The organism is Pseudomonas sp. GW821-FHT11G12, from assembly GCF_058808055.1.
Map to the genome: position 1 here is coordinate 179,559 of NZ_JBXARH010000011.1, position 16,549 is coordinate 196,107.

Below are 16,549 nucleotides of genomic sequence, written 5' to 3' on the forward strand. Positions count from 1 at the left end.
GGCCCCCGCAGCACTCAGGTGACCGCCCATGAATGACTTACAGATCGATGACATCAAAACCGACGAGAACGCCGCCATGGTGTTGTTGGTGGACGATCAGGCGATGATCGGCGAAGCCGTGCGCCGTGGGCTGTCGAATGAAGAGAACATCGACTTCCACTTCTGCTCCGACCCGCATCAGGCCGTGGCTCACGCGGTACGGATCAAACCCACGGTGATCCTGCAGGATCTGGTGATGCCCGGCCTCGACGGACTGAGCCTGGTGCGCGAATACCGCAATCACCCGGCGACCAAGGATATTCCGATCATCGTCCTGTCGACCAAGGAAGACCCGCTGATCAAGAGCGCGGCGTTTTCGGCCGGGGCCAACGATTACTTGGTGAAGTTGCCGGACAACATCGAGCTGGTGGCGCGCATCCGCTATCACTCGCGCTCCTACATGACCCTGCTGCAACGGGACGCGGCCTATCGCGCGTTGCGGGTCAGCCAGCAGCAATTGCTCGACACCAACCTCGTCCTGCAACGGCTGATGAACTCCGACGGCCTGACCGGGCTGTCCAACCGCCGGCACTTCGACGAATACCTGGAGCTGGAATGGCGCCGCTCGCTGCGTGACCAGAGTCAGTTGTCGCTGCTGATGATCGACGTCGACTACTTCAAGTCCTACAACGACACGTTCGGCCACGTCGAAGGCGACGAAGCCCTGCGCAAGGTCGCCACGGCGATCCGCGAGGCCAGCGCCCGGCCGTCCGACCTGCCGGCGCGTTATGGCGGTGAAGAGTTTGCGCTGGTGCTGCCCAACACCTCGCCGGGCGGGGCGCGACTGGTGGCGGAGAAGCTGCGCCAGACCGTGGCGGCACTGAAGATTCCGCACAATGCTCCGGTCGAAGGGTCGAGTCTGACCATCAGCATCGGCCTGGCGACGATGGTGCCGGAGGCGGGCAGCGACTGCCGGTTGCTGATCTCGGCGGCGGACCGTGGTTTGTATCTGGCGAAGAACAATGGGCGCAATCAGGTGAGGATCGAATGAACCATCGGGTTCATTCGCCTCAAGAGCCGCCAGACGGGCTGCCGTGACAGCTTGATTACGTTATACTCGCCGGCTTTCAAAAGTTCGCCAACGAGTGCTGCCCGTCATGGAAATCAACCCGATCCTGAACACCATCAAGGACCTGTCCGAGCGCTCCGAAACTATTCGGGGGTATCTTTGACTACGATCAAAAGCATGAGCGTCTGATCGAAGTCAATCGCGAGCTTGAAGATCCTGCAGTCTGGAACAAACCTGAATACGCCCAGGAACTGGGCCGCGAGCGCGCTGCGCTGGCGCAGATCGTCGACACCCTCGACGAACTGAACGGTGGCCTGGCCGATTGCCGCGAGCTGCTGGACATGGCCGTTGAAGAGAACGACGAGGGCGCGGTCAACGACGTCGTCGAAGTCCTTCAAGGTCTGGAAGAGTCCCTGTCCAAGCTCGAATTCCGCCGTATGTTCAGCCACGAGATGGACCCGAACAACGCCTACCTGGACATCCAGGCCGGTTCCGGCGGCACCGAAGCCCAGGACTGGGCCAACATCCTGCTGCGTATGTACCTGCGCTGGGCCGACAAACGCGGTTTCGACGCGACCATCATGGAGCTGTCGGCCGGTGAAGTCGCCGGGATCAAGGGCGCTACCGTGCACATCAAGGGCGAATACGCCTTTGGCTGGCTGCGGACCGAGATCGGCGTGCACCGTCTGGTGCGCAAGAGCCCGTTCGACTCCGGCAACCGTCGCCACACCTCGTTCTCCGCGGTGTTCGTCTCGCCAGAGATCGACGACAAGGTGGAAATCGAAATCAACCCGGCAGACCTGCGGATCGACACCTATCGTTCCTCCGGTGCCGGTGGTCAGCACGTAAACACCACCGACTCGGCCGTACGTATCACCCACGTACCGACCAACACCGTGGTCAGCTGCCAGAACGAACGTTCCCAGCACGCGAACAAGGACACCGCCATGAAAATGCTGCGGGCCAAGTTGTACGAGCAGGAAATGCAGAAGCGCAACGCGGCGTCCCAGGCGCTGGAAGACACCAAGTCGGATATCGGCTGGGGTCACCAGATCCGTTCGTACGTGCTCGATGCGTCGCGGATCAAGGATCTGCGCACCAACATCGAACGCAGCGACTGCGACAAGGTGCTCGACGGCGACATCGACGAATACCTGGAAGCCAGCCTGAAATCGGGGCTGTAAGCTTTCACCCGACCTCAAGTCCCCCGCCATCGGCGGGGGCAACGAACCTGTGATGGAATATTTAAAGACATGAGCGACCAACAACTCGATCCGCAAGCCCTGCAACAGGAAGAAAACTCCCTGATCGCCCTGCGCAAGGAAAAGCTTGCTGCCGAGCGCGCCAAGGGCAATGCCTTCCCGAACGACTTCCGCCGCGAAAACTACTGCGAAGCACTGCAGAAACAGTACGCGGACAAGACCAAGGAAGAGCTGGCAGAGGCTGCGATCCCGGTCAAGGTTGCGGGTCGCATCATGCTCAACCGTGGCTCGTTCATGGTGATCCAGGACATGACCGGTCGCATCCAGGTCTACGTCAACCGCAAGACCCTGTCCGAAGACACCCTGGCCGCGGTGAAAACCTGGGACATGGGCGACATCATCGCCGCCGAAGGCACCCTGGCCCGTTCCGGCAAGGGCGACCTGTACGTCGAGATGACCAGTGTGCGCCTGCTGACCAAATCCCTGCGCCCGCTGCCGGACAAGCACCACGGCCTGACCGACACCGAACAGCGCTACCGTCAGCGCTACGTTGACCTGATCGTCAACGAAGACGTGCGTCAGACCTTCCGCGTGCGTTCGCAAGTGATCGCGCACATCCGCAGCTTCCTGATGAAGCGCGACTTCCTCGAAGTCGAAACGCCGATGCTGCAGACCATCCCTGGCGGCGCCGCGGCCAAGCCGTTCGAAACCCACCACAACGCGCTGGACATGGAAATGTTCCTGCGTATCGCCCCAGAGCTGTACCTCAAGCGTCTGGTGGTTGGTGGCTTCGAAAAAGTGTTCGAGATCAACCGCAACTTCCGTAACGAAGGCGTTTCGACTCGTCACAACCCTGAATTCACCATGTTGGAGTTCTACCAGGCTTACGCCGACTACGAAGACAACATGGACCTGACCGAAGAACTGTTCCGTGAACTGGCGCAGCTGGTTCTGGGCAGCACCGACGTGCCGTACGGCGACAAGGTGTTCCACTTCGGCGAGCCGTTCGTGCGCCTGTCGGTGTTCGACTCGATCCTCAAGTACAACCCCGAGCTGACCGCCGATGACCTGAACGACATCGACAAGGCTCGCGCCATCGCCAAGAAGGCCGGTGCCAAGGTGCTGGGTTTCGAAGGTCTGGGCAAACTGCAGGTGATGATTTTCGAAGAACTGGTCGAGCACAAGTTGGAGCAGCCGCACTTCATCACTCAGTACCCGTTCGAAGTGTCACCGCTGGCCCGTCGCAACGATGACAACCCGAACGTCACCGACCGCTTCGAGCTGTTTATCGGCGGCCGTGAAATCGCCAACGCCTACTCCGAGTTGAACGACGCGGAAGACCAGGCCGAGCGCTTCATGGCGCAGGTGGCCGACAAGGACGCCGGCGACGACGAAGCCATGCACTACGACGCCGACTTCGTTCGCGCGCTGGAGTACGGCATGCCGCCAACGGCCGGTGAAGGTATCGGCATCGACCGTCTGGTGATGCTGCTGACCAACTCCCCGTCGATCCGCGACGTGATCCTGTTCCCGCACATGCGGCCACAAGCGTAAGTGTTTCAATAAAAAAGCCGCCTGAAATGGGCGGCTTTTTATTGCCTGTCTGGTACAAACGTATCAAATGGTTAATTTTGAAGAAAACAACAGAGGTATGCCTGTCGTGATCGGTGCAATGGCTCAAGAGGGTGCAGCGGGAATCGCCACTGCGGTCGCTGAAAGTGTTCAGTACCAGGGCCGCAAGGCCAGCCGACAGGGCAGCGAGCAGCGTCGGCAGGACATTCTCGACGCGGCGATGCGCATTGTCGTGCGCGACGGCGTGCGTGCCGTGCGCCACCGTGCGGTGGCGGCCGAAGCCGGTGTGCCGTTGTCGGCGACCACCTATTACTTCAAGGACATCGATGACCTGCTCACCGATACCTTCGCCCAATACGTTGAACGCAGCGCGGCCTACATGGCCAAGTTGTGGATCAACAACGAAGGCCTGCTGCGCGAAATGGTGGTCAGCGGCGACGGCAGCCCGGAGTCGCGCTCGCAGCTGGCGGACGATATCGCCCGGTTGATGGCTGACTACGTGCACCGGCAACTGGTCAATCGCCGCGAGCACTTGATGGCCGAACAGGCTTTTCGTCAGGAAGCGCTGCTCAACCCGCGTCTGGCGGTATTGGTGCGCTCCCACCAGCAGATTCTGTTGCAGGGCACCTGCCAGTTGTTCCAGGTGCTGGGCTCACGCGAGCCGCAGCAGGATGCCAAGGTGTTGACGGCGATTATCGGACGGATGGAATATCAGGGCCTGCTCAACGACGCCGAGCCTTTGGCCGAAGAGGACATGCTCGGCATTCTGACCCGCTATATGCACCTGGTGCTGGCGTCGATGTAACGCTCCCACAGGTCCGGTGGCGAGTTCGGTTCATAGGGAGTGTTGAATGAAAGCCTGGCGTGGCGCGTTGATCGCGCTGTCGTTCCTGCTGCTCAGCGGTTGTCTGGTGACCTTCAAGGAGCCGCTGCCCGCCAGTGAGCCGGCGCCCAAGGGCCTGCTCGGCCAATGGTCGAGCACCAACGCCTGGGGCGAGCCGATGAACCTGGAACTGACGCGCCTGGGCAACGACCGCTATCAGGCGGTTGCGTACTTCAAGGCCAGACCCCGCGAGCGCGAAGCCTATCCATTCACCGTGTCACGCCATGGCAACCGCTGGTATCTGTCGGCGAAGGTGCCGGCGCAGTATGGCGGGCACTTCACCATCGCCGGTTTCGAGATTACCGATAAGCACGAACTGGTGATCTACAACCTCGATCTCGAACAGATCAACCAGGCCATCGCGCAGAAAAGCCTCGACGGCCAGGGCTTCCAGACCGATGACGGCGAGGGCGTGCAAGTCGACAGCACTCTCGAAAAGGTCTTTGCTTACCTCGACGACCCGGCCAATTCCGACGTTTTCGTCGAAGCGGCGCGCTACCAGCATCAGGCCAAGGCCAAATAATTCAGTTCGTCACGTTTTCTACAGGAGTTTCGGGTGGACGATTACCAGCAGACGATACGCACGCTGTCCGATCGCATTGTGCTGGCGCAGACGCCGATTCGCGTCCTTGACGCAGTCAAGTGGGACGAGAACATCCGCAAGGGTTTTCTCAAGGCCAAGGGCAAGGAATTGCCGGCGGTGGATCGCGACTACTACCTCAACCGGCCGCTGTCTTTCGATTCGAGCAAGGTGAAGCTGGAATTCCAGAACATCGAGCGCGACATCACCCGCCAGCTCGGCCAGTTCAACCCGGTCGGCCAGATCATGCGCCGCATGTGCAAGGAATACCGGATGGTGGTGCGCATGCTCGAAGCGCGCGGCACCGAGGATTTCGGCCTGATTTCCCAGGAACTGTACGGCGCCGCGTCCGATGCGTTCCACGCCGGTGACCCGACCCTGGCCGACCTTGGCCTGATGATGTCGGACTACCTGAACAACATCGACGGCCGTGGCGACCTGAAGGACGAACCGAAGATCCTCACCGCCAAGGATGCCGTGCACCTGCTGCAAACCCGCCTGAACAAGGTGTTCGGCGAGGCCGAGGAAACCATCCGCGTGTTCGAGTCCGACGGGATCGTCGCCGACGCGGCGGCGGGCGCCGACTATATCAAGATCCGCACCGACGCGATGTTCAACGACCGCGACGTGCGCGCGCTGGAAGTCCACGAAGGCCTGGTGCACGTCGGCACCACGCTCAACGGTCTGAACCAGCCGATCTGCACCTTCCTGTCCAAAGGCCCGCCCTCGTCGACCGTGACTCAGGAAGGCCTGGCGATCCTGATGGAAATCATCACCTTCGCCTCCTACCCGAGCCGCTTGCGCAAACTGACCAACCGCACCCGCGCCATTCATATGGTCGAGGAGGGCGCGGACTTCCTGCAGATCTTCGAGTTCTTCCGCGAGCAGGGCTTTGAAATGGCCGAAAGCTATGGCAATGCCAGTCGGGTTTTCCGGGGATCGACGCCGACCGGTCTGCCATTCACCAAAGACTTGTCCTACCTCAAGGGCTTCATCATGGTTTACAACTACATTCAGTTGGCCGTGCGCAAGGGCAAGCTTGAGCAGATCCCGCTGTTGTTCTGCGGCAAGACAACCCTTGAGGACATGCGAACCCTGCGTCAGCTGGTGGACGAAGGCCTGGTGGTACCGCCGAAGTATTTGCCGGACCAGTTCCGCGACATGAACGCGTTGTCGGCGTGGATGTGCTTCTCCAACTTCCTCAATCACTTGAGCCTGGACCGGATCGAGGCCGATTACTCGAACATCCTGTAGCCCCCTTGAACGTTCCCACGCGCTGCGTGGGAACCCGAATTTCGCGAGGTTTCAACGGATGAGAATCCTCGGCATCTTCTGCCTGCTCCTGACCCTCGGCGGTTGCAGCTCTTTGCTGTTCTACCCCGAGCCGGGTCAGATCTTCACGCCGGAAAAGGCCAAGCTCGAATACCGCACCGTCACCCTGACCACCGCCGACGGCCTCAAGCTGAACGCCTGGTGGCTGCCGGCCAAACCCGGTGTCGAGGTCAAGGGCACGGTCCTGCACCTGCACGGCAACGGCGGCAACCTGCCGATGCACCTGGGCGGGAGCTGGTGGTTGCCGAAAAACGGCTATCAAGTGCTGCTGGTGGACTATCGCGGTTACGGCTTGTCCGAGGGCGAGCCGAGTCTGCCGGCGATCTATCAGGACATCGACGCCGCGTTCGCCTGGCTGGACAAGGCGCCGGAAGTCAAAGGCAAACCGCTGGTGTTGCTGGGCCAGAGCCTCGGCGGCTCGATGGCCGTGCATTGGCTGGTACAACATCCGGAAAGACAAAAGCAACTCAAGGCGCTGGTGCTCGACGGTGTGCCCGCCAGTTATCGCAGCGTCGGCCAATACGCCCTCAGCACTTCATGGATGACCTGGCCGTTCCAGGTGCCGCTGTCGTGGCTGGTGCCGGACGGTGACAGCGCGATCAACGCGATGCCGCAACTCAACGGCGTGCCGAAACTGATCTTCCACAGCCTCGACGATCCGCTGGTGCCCCTTTCCAACGGCATCCGTCTGTATCAAGCTGCGCCGCCGCCTCGCGTGCTGCAACTGACTCGCGGCGGCCATGTGCAGACCTTCGGCGATCCGGTGTGGCGTCAGGTGATGCTGCGCTACCTCGACGATCCCGAGCACTTCAACGGCCTGCGCCGCCTCGGCGAAGTCCCGAATTATCCGCCTCCCCAGAATTCTGAAGCTGAACCACCAGAGAGTCCGCAATGAGTGAAGAACGTAACGCCATCCCGCTGATCATCACCGGTATCTGCAGCATCCTCGGCACTGTTGGTGCCCTGTGGTACTACGGTTACCTGCACTTCGCCAAACCCGAGGATGCGTTGCTGCTCAACGAATTCACCATGCTCAAGACCATTCCCGGCGAAGACTACAAAGTCTCTCTGGACCCGGCGCCGCAAGTGGCGCAATGCATCGATGGCGTGCTGGTGCTGTTCGACACCGAACAGAAAGGCCTGACCGGGGTGCTGATCAACGGCCAGAAAAAGGCTGTGCGCTGCATGGGCCAGGAGACCCCGCAGAAGCTGGAAGAGTAAGCCTGCGGCAAACAAAAGCCCCGCCTGATCATTCAGGCGGGGCTTTTTCGTTACCGCTTGACGCTTAGTTCGAGCTGACAGCCGAACGCGGAATCACCGGCTGGTTGTCGTTGGAAATGGTCACTTCCACCCGACGGTTCATCGCACGGCCCGAGACGCTGCCGTTATCCGCCACCGGGTATTCCTTGCCATAACCCTGCACCACGATGCGCGACGGATCGACGCCCATTTTGATCAGCGCCACCTGCACCGAAGTCGCACGACGCTCGGACAGCGACTGGTTGTAGTTCGCCGCGCCAGTGCTGTCGGTGTAGCCCTCGACGATCACTTTGCGATCAGGGTTTTCCTGAAGGAATTGCGCCAGTTTGTTGATGTTCACCAGGCCGCTGGATTTCAGGTCAGCCTTGTTGGTGGCGAACAGCACGTCACCGAAGGTCACCAGCGTACCGCGATCGGTCTGCTTGGCGTTGAGGCTGTCCTGCAACTGCTTGATCTGTTGATCGCGGGCATCCAGACGTGCCTGGGCACGTTGGGCGGAGGCGTTCTTCAGGTTGTTTTCAGCGGTGCGCAGGGCGATGGTCTGCTTGGCCACTTCCACGCGCTGGTTGGTCAGGTAGGCCAGTTGGTCAACCTTGGCCGCGTTTTCCTTGTCCAGATAGGCCTTGTCAGCCTTGTCCAGGTAATCGCTGGCGTCCTTGGTTTCCAGTGCGGCCACTTTGCTCGCCTGCGGGTTGGCCTGCAGACCGGCGTAGTTGGTGCGCGCCTGTTCCAGGTTCGGGTTCGGCGGCGTCGAGCAGGCAGCTAGGGCAACACTTGCGGCCAGCAGAGCGGGGATCATCAGTTGTTTACGCATAATCGTTCGTCCTTTCTATCGGTAAGAGATTCAGCCTTGCAGTCGGGATGCGCGCTTATTGCACGGTGCGCTGACTTTCCTGACGCAGTTCCTGAACACCTTTCTGGGCATCCTTCACAGCGAGTTCAGCTTTCGCCGCCTGAGCTTTGCGTTCTGCTACGCGAGCGTCCCACTCGGCTTGCTCGGACAGCTTGCGAGCCTCGTCATACTTCTTGTCGTGCATGGCGATTTCGGCTTGTTTGAGCTTGTCCTGTGCCTGCTTCATTTCCACGGCGGCGAATTCGGTACCACCGGCACTGACCGCGCTGTTGACCGCCGATTGGGTGACGGCGTACTGCTCGGTCGGTGGATTGCCGGCGCAACCGGCCAGCACGAAGCTGGTGCCGATGGCGAGAGCGGCCAGTTTCAGACCGCGCAGGTGGGAGAACGAGGTTTGGGTCTTCATGGTCTTCAACTCCATTGGTTAACTCCTTGAAAGCTTCGAAATCCATCCTGGTAGCGGAGCCGCAACCGTCATGTGCAAGTGCGTTTTGAAACGCTCGTTCCAGGCGTGGTTACCTGTTCCGACCGAAGGCTTTTTTTAAAAGTTCAGAAAAGATGGCTCATCGCCAAAAAATATTCTGACCGAATGGACAAGGCTCTAAACCGGGAACTTTGGACGTGCGCAGCGGTATCCCCGGGCCTTTTCAGGCTCGGGGACAGGGCTGTTCAAGGGAGAGGAGAGGCAGGAAAAATCAGTGTTTCTGCTTACCGACGGCGGCCGATAAATCGTGCAGATGACGCCGCGACAACGCGAGAAAACGCGGCGTCGGGCCGACGTCTTCATACAGCGGATCACCTTCCTCATCGGTCGCGACCACGGTCGAACCTTTCACATACGGCAGGCTCGCTTCGAACTCTTCGAGGGCGGCGCCGATCAGCTCGCCGAGCAGTTCTTCGGCGTGGCGTTTGGGGTACATCTCGGCGATCGCGGCCAGCCGTGCGGCCGCTTCCACATCCAGATGAATCGTATAGCCGGTCTCGGTCAGACGACCCTTGGCGGTTTCTTCCCAATGCTGGGCGAGTTCACGGATTTTCATAATGACCTCATGTCGCACCTGCTCGTGGCAGGTCTGGGTGAGTGTCCGCCGTCAGCCGGCGGCAAGCCGTTGTGGGGCTTACTGTTGAGACTAGCTTCAAGCCTCAAGGTTTAAAGTCCCTTCGTCGTCTGCTTGTAAGAAGCGTCCCAGAGCGGCACTCTCTGTTCATCCACTCACTTGCGATCCGTCACCGATTACTGCTGGAGAGATGCTGATGACCGATATTGATGCACGCTTGCGCGAAGACGTTCACCTGCTCGGTGAGCTGTTGGGCAACACCATTCGTGACCAGTACGGCGAGGCGTTTCTCGACAAGATCGAGCAGATTCGCAAGGGCGCCAAGGCTGACCGACGCGGCTCGATGGATGCGGAGCTCAGCGCCAGCCTTAATCAGTTGAGCGAAGACGAGTTGCTCCCGGTGGCGCGGGCGTTCAACCAGTTTCTCAACCTGGCGAACATCGCCGAGCAGTACCAGCTCATTCATCGCCGCGAAGAGTCGCAGGCCGCACCGTTCGAGTCCCGGGTGCTGCCGGAATTGCTCGCCCGCCTGCGTGAAGAAGGGCACAGCGCCGATTCCCTCGCCCGACAGTTGTCGCGACTGGAAATCGAGCTGGTGCTGACCGCGCACCCGACCGAAGTGGCCCGGCGCACGCTGATCCAGAAGTACGACGCGATCGCCGCGCAACTGGCGGCCCAGGATCACCGCGACCTGACCAGCGCCGAGCGCGAGCAGATCCAGAACACCCTGCAACGTTTGATCGCCGAAGCCTGGCACACCGAAGAAATCCGCCGCACCCGGCCGACCCCGGTGGACGAGGCCAAGTGGGGTTTTGCAGTGATCGAGCACTCGCTGTGGCAGGCGATTCCCAACCATATGCGCAAGGCCGATCAGGCACTGTTCGCCGCCACGGGCCTGCGTTTGCCGCTGGAGGCTGCGCCGATCCGCTTCGCTTCGTGGATGGGCGGCGACCGTGACGGCAACCCGAACGTGACCGCTGCCGTGACCCGCGAAGTACTGTTGCTGGCGCGCTGGATGGCAGCAGATTTGTATTTGCGCGATGTCGATCACCTGGCGGCTGAACTGTCGATGCAACAGGCCAGCGAATCGCTCAAGGCCAAGGCCGGCGACAGCGCCGAACCCTATCGCGCCGTGCTCAAGCAATTGCGCGAGCGCCTGCGCGCCACGCGCAACTGGGCCCATGCATCTTTGGCGGCGACCACTCCGGCACCGGCCGATGTGTTGCACAACAACCGCGACCTGCTCGATCCGCTGGAGCTGTGCTACCACTCGCTGCACGAGTGCGGCATGGGCGTGATCGCCGACGGGCCGTTGCTCGATTGCTTGCGCCGGGCCGTGACCTTCGGCCTGTTCCTGGTGCGCCTCGATGTGCGTCAGGATTCGTCGCGACACAGCGCGGCCATGACCGAAATCACCGATTACCTCGGCCTCGGTCGCTATGAAGACTGGGACGAAGAACAACGCATCAGCTTCCTGACCCGCGAACTGCAAAATCGTCGGCCGTTGCTGCCGGCGCATTTCAAACCCTCGGCGGACACTGCCGAAGTGCTCGCCACCTGCAAGGAAATCGCTGCCGCGCCGGGCGCTTCGCTGGGCTCCTACGTGATCTCCATGGCCGGCGCTGCCTCCGATGTATTGGCGGTGCAACTGCTGCTCAAAGAGTCTGGCGTACTGCGGCCAATGCGCGTGGTGCCGCTGTTCGAAACCCTCGCCGACCTCGACAACGCCGGCCCGGTGATCGAGCGCCTGTTGCTGCTGCCGGGTTATCGCGCGCGCCTGCAAGGCCCGCAGGAAGTGATGATCGGCTATTCCGACTCGGCCAAGGATGCCGGCACCACCGCGGCGGCCTGGGCGCAATATCGGGCGCAGGAGCGGCTGGTGGAAATCTGTCGCGAGCAGCAAGTCGAACTGCTGCTGTTCCACGGTCGCGGTGGCACCGTGGGCCGTGGCGGCGGCCCGGCTCACGCGGCGATCCTGTCGCAGCCGCCGGGTTCGGTGGCCGGGCGTTTCCGCACCACCGAGCAGGGGGAAATGATTCGATTCAAATTCGGCCTGCCTGACATCGCCGAACAAAACCTCAATCTCTATCTGGCTGCCGTGCTCGAAGCGACCTTGCTGCCACCGCCGCCACCGACGCCGGAATGGCGACATCTGATGGACGAATTGGCCGCCGACGGTGTCGCCGCTTACCGTGCCGTGGTGCGGGAAAACCCACAATTCGTCGAGTATTTCCGCCAGTCAACGCCAGAGCAGGAGTTGGGACGTTTGCCGTTGGGCAGCCGTCCAGCCAAGCGCCGCGCCGGTGGTATCGAAAGCCTGCGGGCGATTCCGTGGATCTTCGGCTGGACCCAGACCCGCCTGATGCTGCCGGCCTGGCTCGGCTGGGAAACCGCGTTGAGCAAGGCGCTGGCGCGTGGCGAAGGCGAATTGCTGGGGCAGATGCGCGAGCAGTGGCCGTTTTTCCGTACGCGCATCGACATGCTGGAGATGGTGCTGGCCAAGGCTGACGCCGACATTGCGCTGTCCTACGACGAGCGACTGGTTGAGTCGGACTTGTTACCTTTGGGTGTGCACTTACGCGACCTATTGTCGCAGGCATGTTCCGTGGTCCTCGGCCTGACCGGTCAGTCGCAACTGCTGGCACATAGCCCGGACACCCTCGAATTCATCCGTCTGCGCAACACCTATCTCGACCCGCTGCATCTATTGCAGGCTGAGCTGCTGGCGCGTTCGCGGCAGCAGAATGTCGAGCAGGGCAGCCCGGTGGAACAGGCGTTGCTGGTGTCTGTGGCGGGGATTGCCGCCGGTTTGCGAAATACCGGCTAAGGTTTTCTGCGTGGGGCGGGGCACCCGGGGCAAGCGTCGGGTGCCGTTTATCGATCGTGGGGAAAATGCGGTCAGGCGACAGTTAGTGATGGGGTTGCGACTTGGGGAACCGCGTCGCAAGGTCGCGGCAGGCGCCGGTTTCTCCGACTTTTGGCGTCTTGTGTGGGCGCAGCCTGCTGTGTATCTTGGTCAGCCTCTGGCCGTTTGGGCGGTCACGACCCTATTTCCAGGATTTCGCCCCATGAGGCGAATCCGTTGTTTTGCAAAAGCTTTTTATAAAAAAATTGAGGAGCACATCTAATGCGCGTCATTCTGCTGGGAGCTCCCGGGGCCGGTAAAGGTACTCAGGCTAAGTTCATCACCGAGAAATTCGGCATCCCGCAAATCTCCACCGGCGACATGCTGCGTGCTGCGGTCAAGGCCGGCACTCCGCTGGGCGTTCAAGCCAAGAGCATCATGGATGCCGGCGGCCTGGTGTCGGATGACCTGATCATCGCACTGGTCAAGGACCGCATCGCTCAGTCTGACTGCGCCAACGGTTTCCTGTTCGACGGTTTCCCGCGCACCATTCCTCAGGCTGAAGCGCTGGTGACTGCCGGTGTCGAGCTGGATGCCGTGGTTGAAATCGCTGTTGAAGACGAAGAGATCGTTCAGCGTATCGCCGGTCGTCGCGTTCACGAGGCCAGCGGTCGCGTGTACCACATCGTCTACAACCCGCCGAAAATTGCCGGTAAAGACGACATCACCGGTGAAGAGCTGGTGCAGCGCAAGGACGACACCGAAGAAACCGTGCGTCATCGCCTGTCGGTCTACCACTCGCAGACCAAGCCGCTGGTGGATTTCTACCAGAAGCTGTCGGCTGCCAACGGCAAGCCGAAGTACAGCCACATCCCGGGTGTCGGTTCGGTTGAAGCGATCACTGCCAAGGTTCTTGAAGCGCTGAGCTGAAAAACCTGATCCGCTGCATCATCCACGGCCCGCTTGCGGGCCGTAGTTGTTTATACTGGCGCACTTTTTCCCCACCTGATTTACGGACACATCGATGAGCACCTTGCTGGCCCTGGACACCGCGACTGAAGCTTGCTCCGTTGCCTTGCTGCATGACGGCAAGGTCACGAGCCATTACGAGGTGATCCCGCGCCTGCACGCGCAGAAACTGCTGCCGATGATCCAGCAACTGCTGGCCGACGCCGGCACCACGCTGCAAGCCGTGGACGCTATCGCCTACGGTCGTGGCCCGGGCGCTTTCACCGGTGTGCGCATCGCCATCGGCGTGGTGCAAGGCCTGGCGTTTGCGCTGGATCGCCCTGTGTTGCCGGTGTCGAATCTGGCGGTGCTGGCGCAACGTGCTTATCGCGAACACGGCGTGAGCCAGGTCGCGGCGGCCATCGATGCGCGCATGGATGAAGTGTATTGGGGCTGCTATCGCGAGACGGCCGGGGAGATGCGTCTGGTCGGCACCGAAGCGGTGTTGCCGCCGGAAGTCGCCGCGCTGCCGGACGATGCGACTGGCGACTGGTTCGGTGCCGGCACCGGTTGGGGCTACGGCGAGCGCATCGCGGTCAATCTGAGCGGTTCCGACGCGGGCATGCTGCCCCATGCCGAAGACCTGCTGACGCTGGCCCGCTTCGCCTGGGCGCGCGGTGAGTCGATCCCGGCAGACGACGCCCAGCCGGTTTACCTGCGCGATAAAGTGGCCACCCCGAAAGCCCGCTGAAGACAATCTCCCTGTGGCACCCGCCACAGGGTTCCGCCAGCTCCTGCCAATCGTCAGTTTCCAACGCCCCGCTTTAAACCTTTTGTCTTTTATGTGTTCTAGTTATCACTCGGCGATTTGCTAAGTCGGTCAGGTGCCGCTAAATTGCCATCATCGATACCGAGCATGACTTTATGCGTATAGACGGCGTTTCCACTCAGTCCTACCCCATCAAGCGCAAGCCTCGCAAAGGCAATCCGGCGCTGGATGAGTCCGTCGAGGATATCGACGGCGAGCTGGAATTCCCCACCGAGGCGCAACTGGCCGCCCGTGCTGCCAAAAACGCTGCGCAACGCCTGAGCAATCTGCCCGCCCGCCAACAAGACATGATTTATCACCGTGCGATGAAGAAAAGCGTGGCCATGGCCTTGGCCAGCTACCTGAGCACCGCCGGTTTTGTCGATTGGGACGCAGACGTGCTGGGCCTCGACCTTTACATCTGATGGATCTGCCTTACTACCTCGGCTGCCCGTCCTGGAGTGAAAACGCCTGGCGCGAGTATCTGTATCCGGTAGAGGCCAAGACCTCTGATTTCCTCGGTCTCTATTCGCAAGTGTTCAACGCCGTGGAAGGCAACACGACCTTCTATGCCAGCCCCTCGCCGGCCACCGTGCAGCGTTGGGCCGAGGTCATGCCCGAGCACTTTCGCTTCACCGCAAAATTCCCCGGCGACATCAGCCACAGCGGCGATCTGCGCGATCAACTGACCGCCGCCGAAACCTTTATCCGGTTACTCAGCCCTCTCGGCGAGCGTGTGTCGCCGCTGTGGCTGCAACTGTCGAAGAGCTTCACTCCGCAACGTCTGCCAGAGCTCGCAGCCTTCATCGACGCGTTTGATCGGCCATTGGCGGTGGAAGTGCGGCACGAACAGTTCTTCGCCAAGGGCGAAAGTGAACGCCTGCTCAATCGTCTGCTGCTGGATCGCGGGGTGGAGCGCATCTGCCTCGATCCGCGCGCGTTGTTCAGTTGTCTGTCCACCGAGTCTTCGGTGATCCACGCCCAATCGAAAAAGCCCCGGGTGCCAACCCGTCCGGCAGCGTTCACCCAGTTTCCGCAGGTGCGCTTCATCGGCCATCCCGAGCTTGAAGCCAACGACCCGTTCCTGGTGCCGTGGGTGGCGAAAATCGCCGAATGGATCGAAGAAGGGCGCACGCCGTACATCTTCCTGCACACCGCCGATAACCTTCTGGCGGCGAAGCTCGCGCAACGTTTCCATGCACAACTGATGCAACGTTTGCCTGGCCTGCCGTCCCTGCCTGAGCTATACAGAGAGCCCGCTGCCGAGCAACTTGGCCTGCTCTGAGGCGGATTCTTTTTCCTGCCCAGGAGCCTGCCGATGGACGCCCAAGCCCGCAAAGAACAAGCCCGTAAAGCCGAAGCCTTCAAAGCCCTGCATGAACGTCCCGGGATTTTCGTGATTCCCAATCCGTGGGACGCAGGTTCGGCGAAGATGCTCGCCAGCCTGGGCTACCAGGCGTTGGCGACCACCAGTGCCGGTTATGCGTTTTCCCAAGGCAAACCCGATGGCGCTTTGGGGCTCGAACAGACTCTGGACAATGTTCGGGCAATTGCCGCAGCCACGGATCTGCCGGTGGCGGTGGACCTGGAAAACGGTTTTGCCGACGCGCCGGCTGAATCGGCACAAAGTCTGCTTCGCGCAGCTGAAGCGGGTGCGGTGGGTGGTTCGATCGAAGATGCCACTGGCCGACCGGACGCGCCGATCTACTGTTTCGAACACGCCGTGGCACGGATCGAAGCCGCGGTTGCAGCGGTGCGCACGCTGCCGTTTCCCTTCACCCTGACGGCTCGCGCGGAAAACTACCTGCATGGCAATCCGGACATCAACGACACCATTCGCCGTTTGCAGGCCTTTGCCGAGGTTGGCGCCGATGTGCTCTACGCTCCGGGTCTGAGGACGGCTGAAGAGGTCCTGGCGGTGGTGCGCGCAGTCGCGCCGAAACCGGTCAACGTATTGATGTCCGGTGGCCTGAAACTGACCGTGCAGCAGCTGGAAGAAATGGGTGTGAAGCGGATCAGCACCGGCTCGGCGCTGGCTCTGGCGGCGTTTGGCGAGTTTTTCCGGGCTGCCGAGGAAATCCAGCAATCGGGCACGTTCGGTTTCACCTCGCGTTCGATGCCGTACGCCAAGGCCAATCAGTTTTTCAAAGGCTAAGGAGA

At 61.1% G+C, this 16,549-nt stretch carries 17 protein-coding genes; 14 read left to right on the forward strand and 3 right to left on the reverse strand.

The features are described from left to right. Positions 1-28: 28 nt before the first annotated feature. From AC1RR7_RS27020 to AC1RR7_RS27055, 8 genes are all read left to right on the forward strand, one after another. A complete protein-coding gene (locus AC1RR7_RS27020; protein ID WP_096819664.1) occupies positions 29-1,030 on the forward strand; it encodes a response regulator in 1,002 nt (333 codons plus the stop codon). Positions 1,031-1,136: 106 nt separating this feature from the next. Beyond that, a protein-coding gene (gene prfB / locus AC1RR7_RS27025; RefSeq protein ID WP_102621447.1) for a peptide chain release factor 2 occupies positions 1,137-2,232 on the forward strand; the annotation gives its coding sequence in 2 pieces (ribosomal slippage) (positions 1,137-1,208 and positions 1,210-2,232; 1,095 coding nt in all). 69 nt (positions 2,233-2,301) lie between these two features. After that, on the forward strand, positions 2,302-3,804 hold the full coding sequence (gene lysS, locus AC1RR7_RS27030; protein ID WP_096819662.1) for a lysine--tRNA ligase: 1,503 nt from the start codon (positions 2,302-2,304) through the stop codon (positions 3,802-3,804). A gap of 118 nt (positions 3,805-3,922) precedes the next feature. Continuing rightward, on the forward strand, positions 3,923-4,627 hold the full coding sequence (locus AC1RR7_RS27035) for a TetR/AcrR family transcriptional regulator (protein ID WP_096819676.1): 705 nt from the start codon (positions 3,923-3,925) through the stop codon (positions 4,625-4,627). Between the two features lie 46 nt (positions 4,628-4,673). Continuing rightward, on the forward strand, positions 4,674-5,228 hold the full coding sequence (locus tag AC1RR7_RS27040; RefSeq protein ID WP_192559889.1) for a hypothetical protein: 555 nt from the start codon (positions 4,674-4,676) through the stop codon (positions 5,226-5,228). Positions 5,229-5,261: 33 nt separating this feature from the next. After that, positions 5,262-6,539, forward strand: coding sequence for a flavohemoglobin expression-modulating QEGLA motif protein (locus tag AC1RR7_RS27045; RefSeq protein WP_102621445.1), 1,278 nt, complete (start codon positions 5,262-5,264; stop codon positions 6,537-6,539). A gap of 58 nt (positions 6,540-6,597) precedes the next feature. Then, positions 6,598-7,512, forward strand: a complete 915-nt coding sequence (locus AC1RR7_RS27050) for an alpha/beta hydrolase (protein ID WP_102621444.1) — start codon at positions 6,598-6,600, stop codon at positions 7,510-7,512. Next, positions 7,509-7,838, forward strand: a complete 330-nt coding sequence (locus AC1RR7_RS27055) for a PA3694 family proteiin (protein WP_096819658.1) — start codon at positions 7,509-7,511, stop codon at positions 7,836-7,838. Before AC1RR7_RS27050 ends, AC1RR7_RS27055 begins: the two co-directional genes overlap by 4 nt. A gap of 64 nt (positions 7,839-7,902) precedes the next feature. On the opposite strand, the gene lptF is transcribed toward AC1RR7_RS27055, so the two are convergent. The 3 genes from lptF to AC1RR7_RS27070 all read right to left on the reverse strand — a co-directional run bounded on the left by lptF (position 7,903) and on the right by AC1RR7_RS27070 (position 9,770). Beyond that, entirely contained in the window at positions 7,903-8,691 is a 789-nt protein-coding gene (gene lptF / locus AC1RR7_RS27060; protein ID WP_096819657.1) for a lipotoxin F family OmpA-related lipoprotein LptF, read from the reverse strand. A gap of 55 nt (positions 8,692-8,746) precedes the next feature. Then, positions 8,747-9,151 (reverse strand): DUF4398 domain-containing protein, encoded by a 405-nt coding sequence (locus AC1RR7_RS27065; RefSeq protein WP_493065348.1) that lies wholly within the window; start codon positions 9,149-9,151, stop codon positions 8,747-8,749. A gap of 274 nt (positions 9,152-9,425) precedes the next feature. Next, a complete protein-coding gene (locus tag AC1RR7_RS27070; protein ID WP_096819655.1) occupies positions 9,426-9,770 on the reverse strand; it encodes a pilin assembly protein in 345 nt (114 codons plus the stop codon). Positions 9,771-9,984: 214 nt separating this feature from the next. On the opposite strand from AC1RR7_RS27070, the gene ppc reads away from it, so the two are divergent. From ppc to AC1RR7_RS27100, 6 genes are all read left to right on the forward strand, one after another. Continuing rightward, complete coding sequence (gene ppc, locus AC1RR7_RS27075; protein ID WP_102621453.1) at positions 9,985-12,615, forward strand: phosphoenolpyruvate carboxylase; 2,631 nt, start codon at positions 9,985-9,987, stop codon at positions 12,613-12,615. A 300-nt stretch (positions 12,616-12,915) separates the two neighbouring features. Beyond that, the gene (adk, locus tag AC1RR7_RS27080; protein WP_192559892.1) at positions 12,916-13,563 is read left to right on the forward strand and encodes an adenylate kinase; all 648 of its coding nucleotides are present in this window, start codon (positions 12,916-12,918) and stop codon (positions 13,561-13,563) included. Positions 13,564-13,657: 94 nt separating this feature from the next. Then, positions 13,658-14,332, forward strand: coding sequence for a tRNA (adenosine(37)-N6)-threonylcarbamoyltransferase complex dimerization subunit type 1 TsaB (tsaB, locus tag AC1RR7_RS27085; RefSeq protein WP_493158784.1), 675 nt, complete (start codon positions 13,658-13,660; stop codon positions 14,330-14,332). A 173-nt stretch (positions 14,333-14,505) separates the two neighbouring features. Beyond that, on the forward strand, positions 14,506-14,814 hold the full coding sequence (locus AC1RR7_RS27090; protein ID WP_102621442.1) for a hypothetical protein: 309 nt from the start codon (positions 14,506-14,508) through the stop codon (positions 14,812-14,814). Next, positions 14,814-15,674 (forward strand): DUF72 domain-containing protein, encoded by an 861-nt coding sequence (locus AC1RR7_RS27095; protein WP_493158785.1) that lies wholly within the window; start codon positions 14,814-14,816, stop codon positions 15,672-15,674. The genes AC1RR7_RS27090 and AC1RR7_RS27095 overlap by 1 nt, the downstream gene beginning before the upstream one ends. Before the next feature lie 33 nt (positions 15,675-15,707). Further along, positions 15,708-16,544: an isocitrate lyase/PEP mutase family protein gene (locus AC1RR7_RS27100; RefSeq protein ID WP_102621440.1), complete on the forward strand. Its 837-nt coding sequence runs from the start codon at positions 15,708-15,710 to the stop codon at positions 16,542-16,544. The last annotated feature ends 5 nt before the right edge of the window (positions 16,545-16,549 follow it).

Coding starts and splice junctions, on each gene's coding strand:
- ppc (WP_102621453.1), top strand. CDS start 9,985: ATGACCGATATTGATGCACGCTTGCGCGAAGACGTTCACCTGCTCGGT.
- AC1RR7_RS27095 (WP_493158785.1), top strand. CDS start 14,814: ATGGATCTGCCTTACTACCTCGGCTGCCCGTCCTGGAGTGAAAACGCC.
- AC1RR7_RS27065 (WP_493065348.1), bottom strand. CDS start 9,151: ATGGAGTTGAAGACCATGAAGACCCAAACCTCGTTCTCCCACCTGCGC.
- AC1RR7_RS27070 (WP_096819655.1), bottom strand. CDS start 9,770: ATGAAAATCCGTGAACTCGCCCAGCATTGGGAAGAAACCGCCAAGGGT.
- AC1RR7_RS27090 (WP_102621442.1), top strand. CDS start 14,506: ATGCGTATAGACGGCGTTTCCACTCAGTCCTACCCCATCAAGCGCAAG.
- AC1RR7_RS27035 (WP_096819676.1), top strand. CDS start 3,923: ATGGCTCAAGAGGGTGCAGCGGGAATCGCCACTGCGGTCGCTGAAAGT.
- AC1RR7_RS27055 (WP_096819658.1), top strand. CDS start 7,509: ATGAGTGAAGAACGTAACGCCATCCCGCTGATCATCACCGGTATCTGC.
- lysS (WP_096819662.1), top strand. CDS start 2,302: ATGAGCGACCAACAACTCGATCCGCAAGCCCTGCAACAGGAAGAAAAC.
- adk (WP_192559892.1), top strand. CDS start 12,916: ATGCGCGTCATTCTGCTGGGAGCTCCCGGGGCCGGTAAAGGTACTCAG.
- AC1RR7_RS27020 (WP_096819664.1), top strand. CDS start 29: ATGAATGACTTACAGATCGATGACATCAAAACCGACGAGAACGCCGCC.
- tsaB (WP_493158784.1), top strand. CDS start 13,658: ATGAGCACCTTGCTGGCCCTGGACACCGCGACTGAAGCTTGCTCCGTT.
- AC1RR7_RS27100 (WP_102621440.1), top strand. CDS start 15,708: ATGGACGCCCAAGCCCGCAAAGAACAAGCCCGTAAAGCCGAAGCCTTC.
- AC1RR7_RS27040 (WP_192559889.1), top strand. CDS start 4,674: ATGAAAGCCTGGCGTGGCGCGTTGATCGCGCTGTCGTTCCTGCTGCTC.
- AC1RR7_RS27050 (WP_102621444.1), top strand. CDS start 6,598: ATGAGAATCCTCGGCATCTTCTGCCTGCTCCTGACCCTCGGCGGTTGC.
- lptF (WP_096819657.1), bottom strand. CDS start 8,691: ATGCGTAAACAACTGATGATCCCCGCTCTGCTGGCCGCAAGTGTTGCC.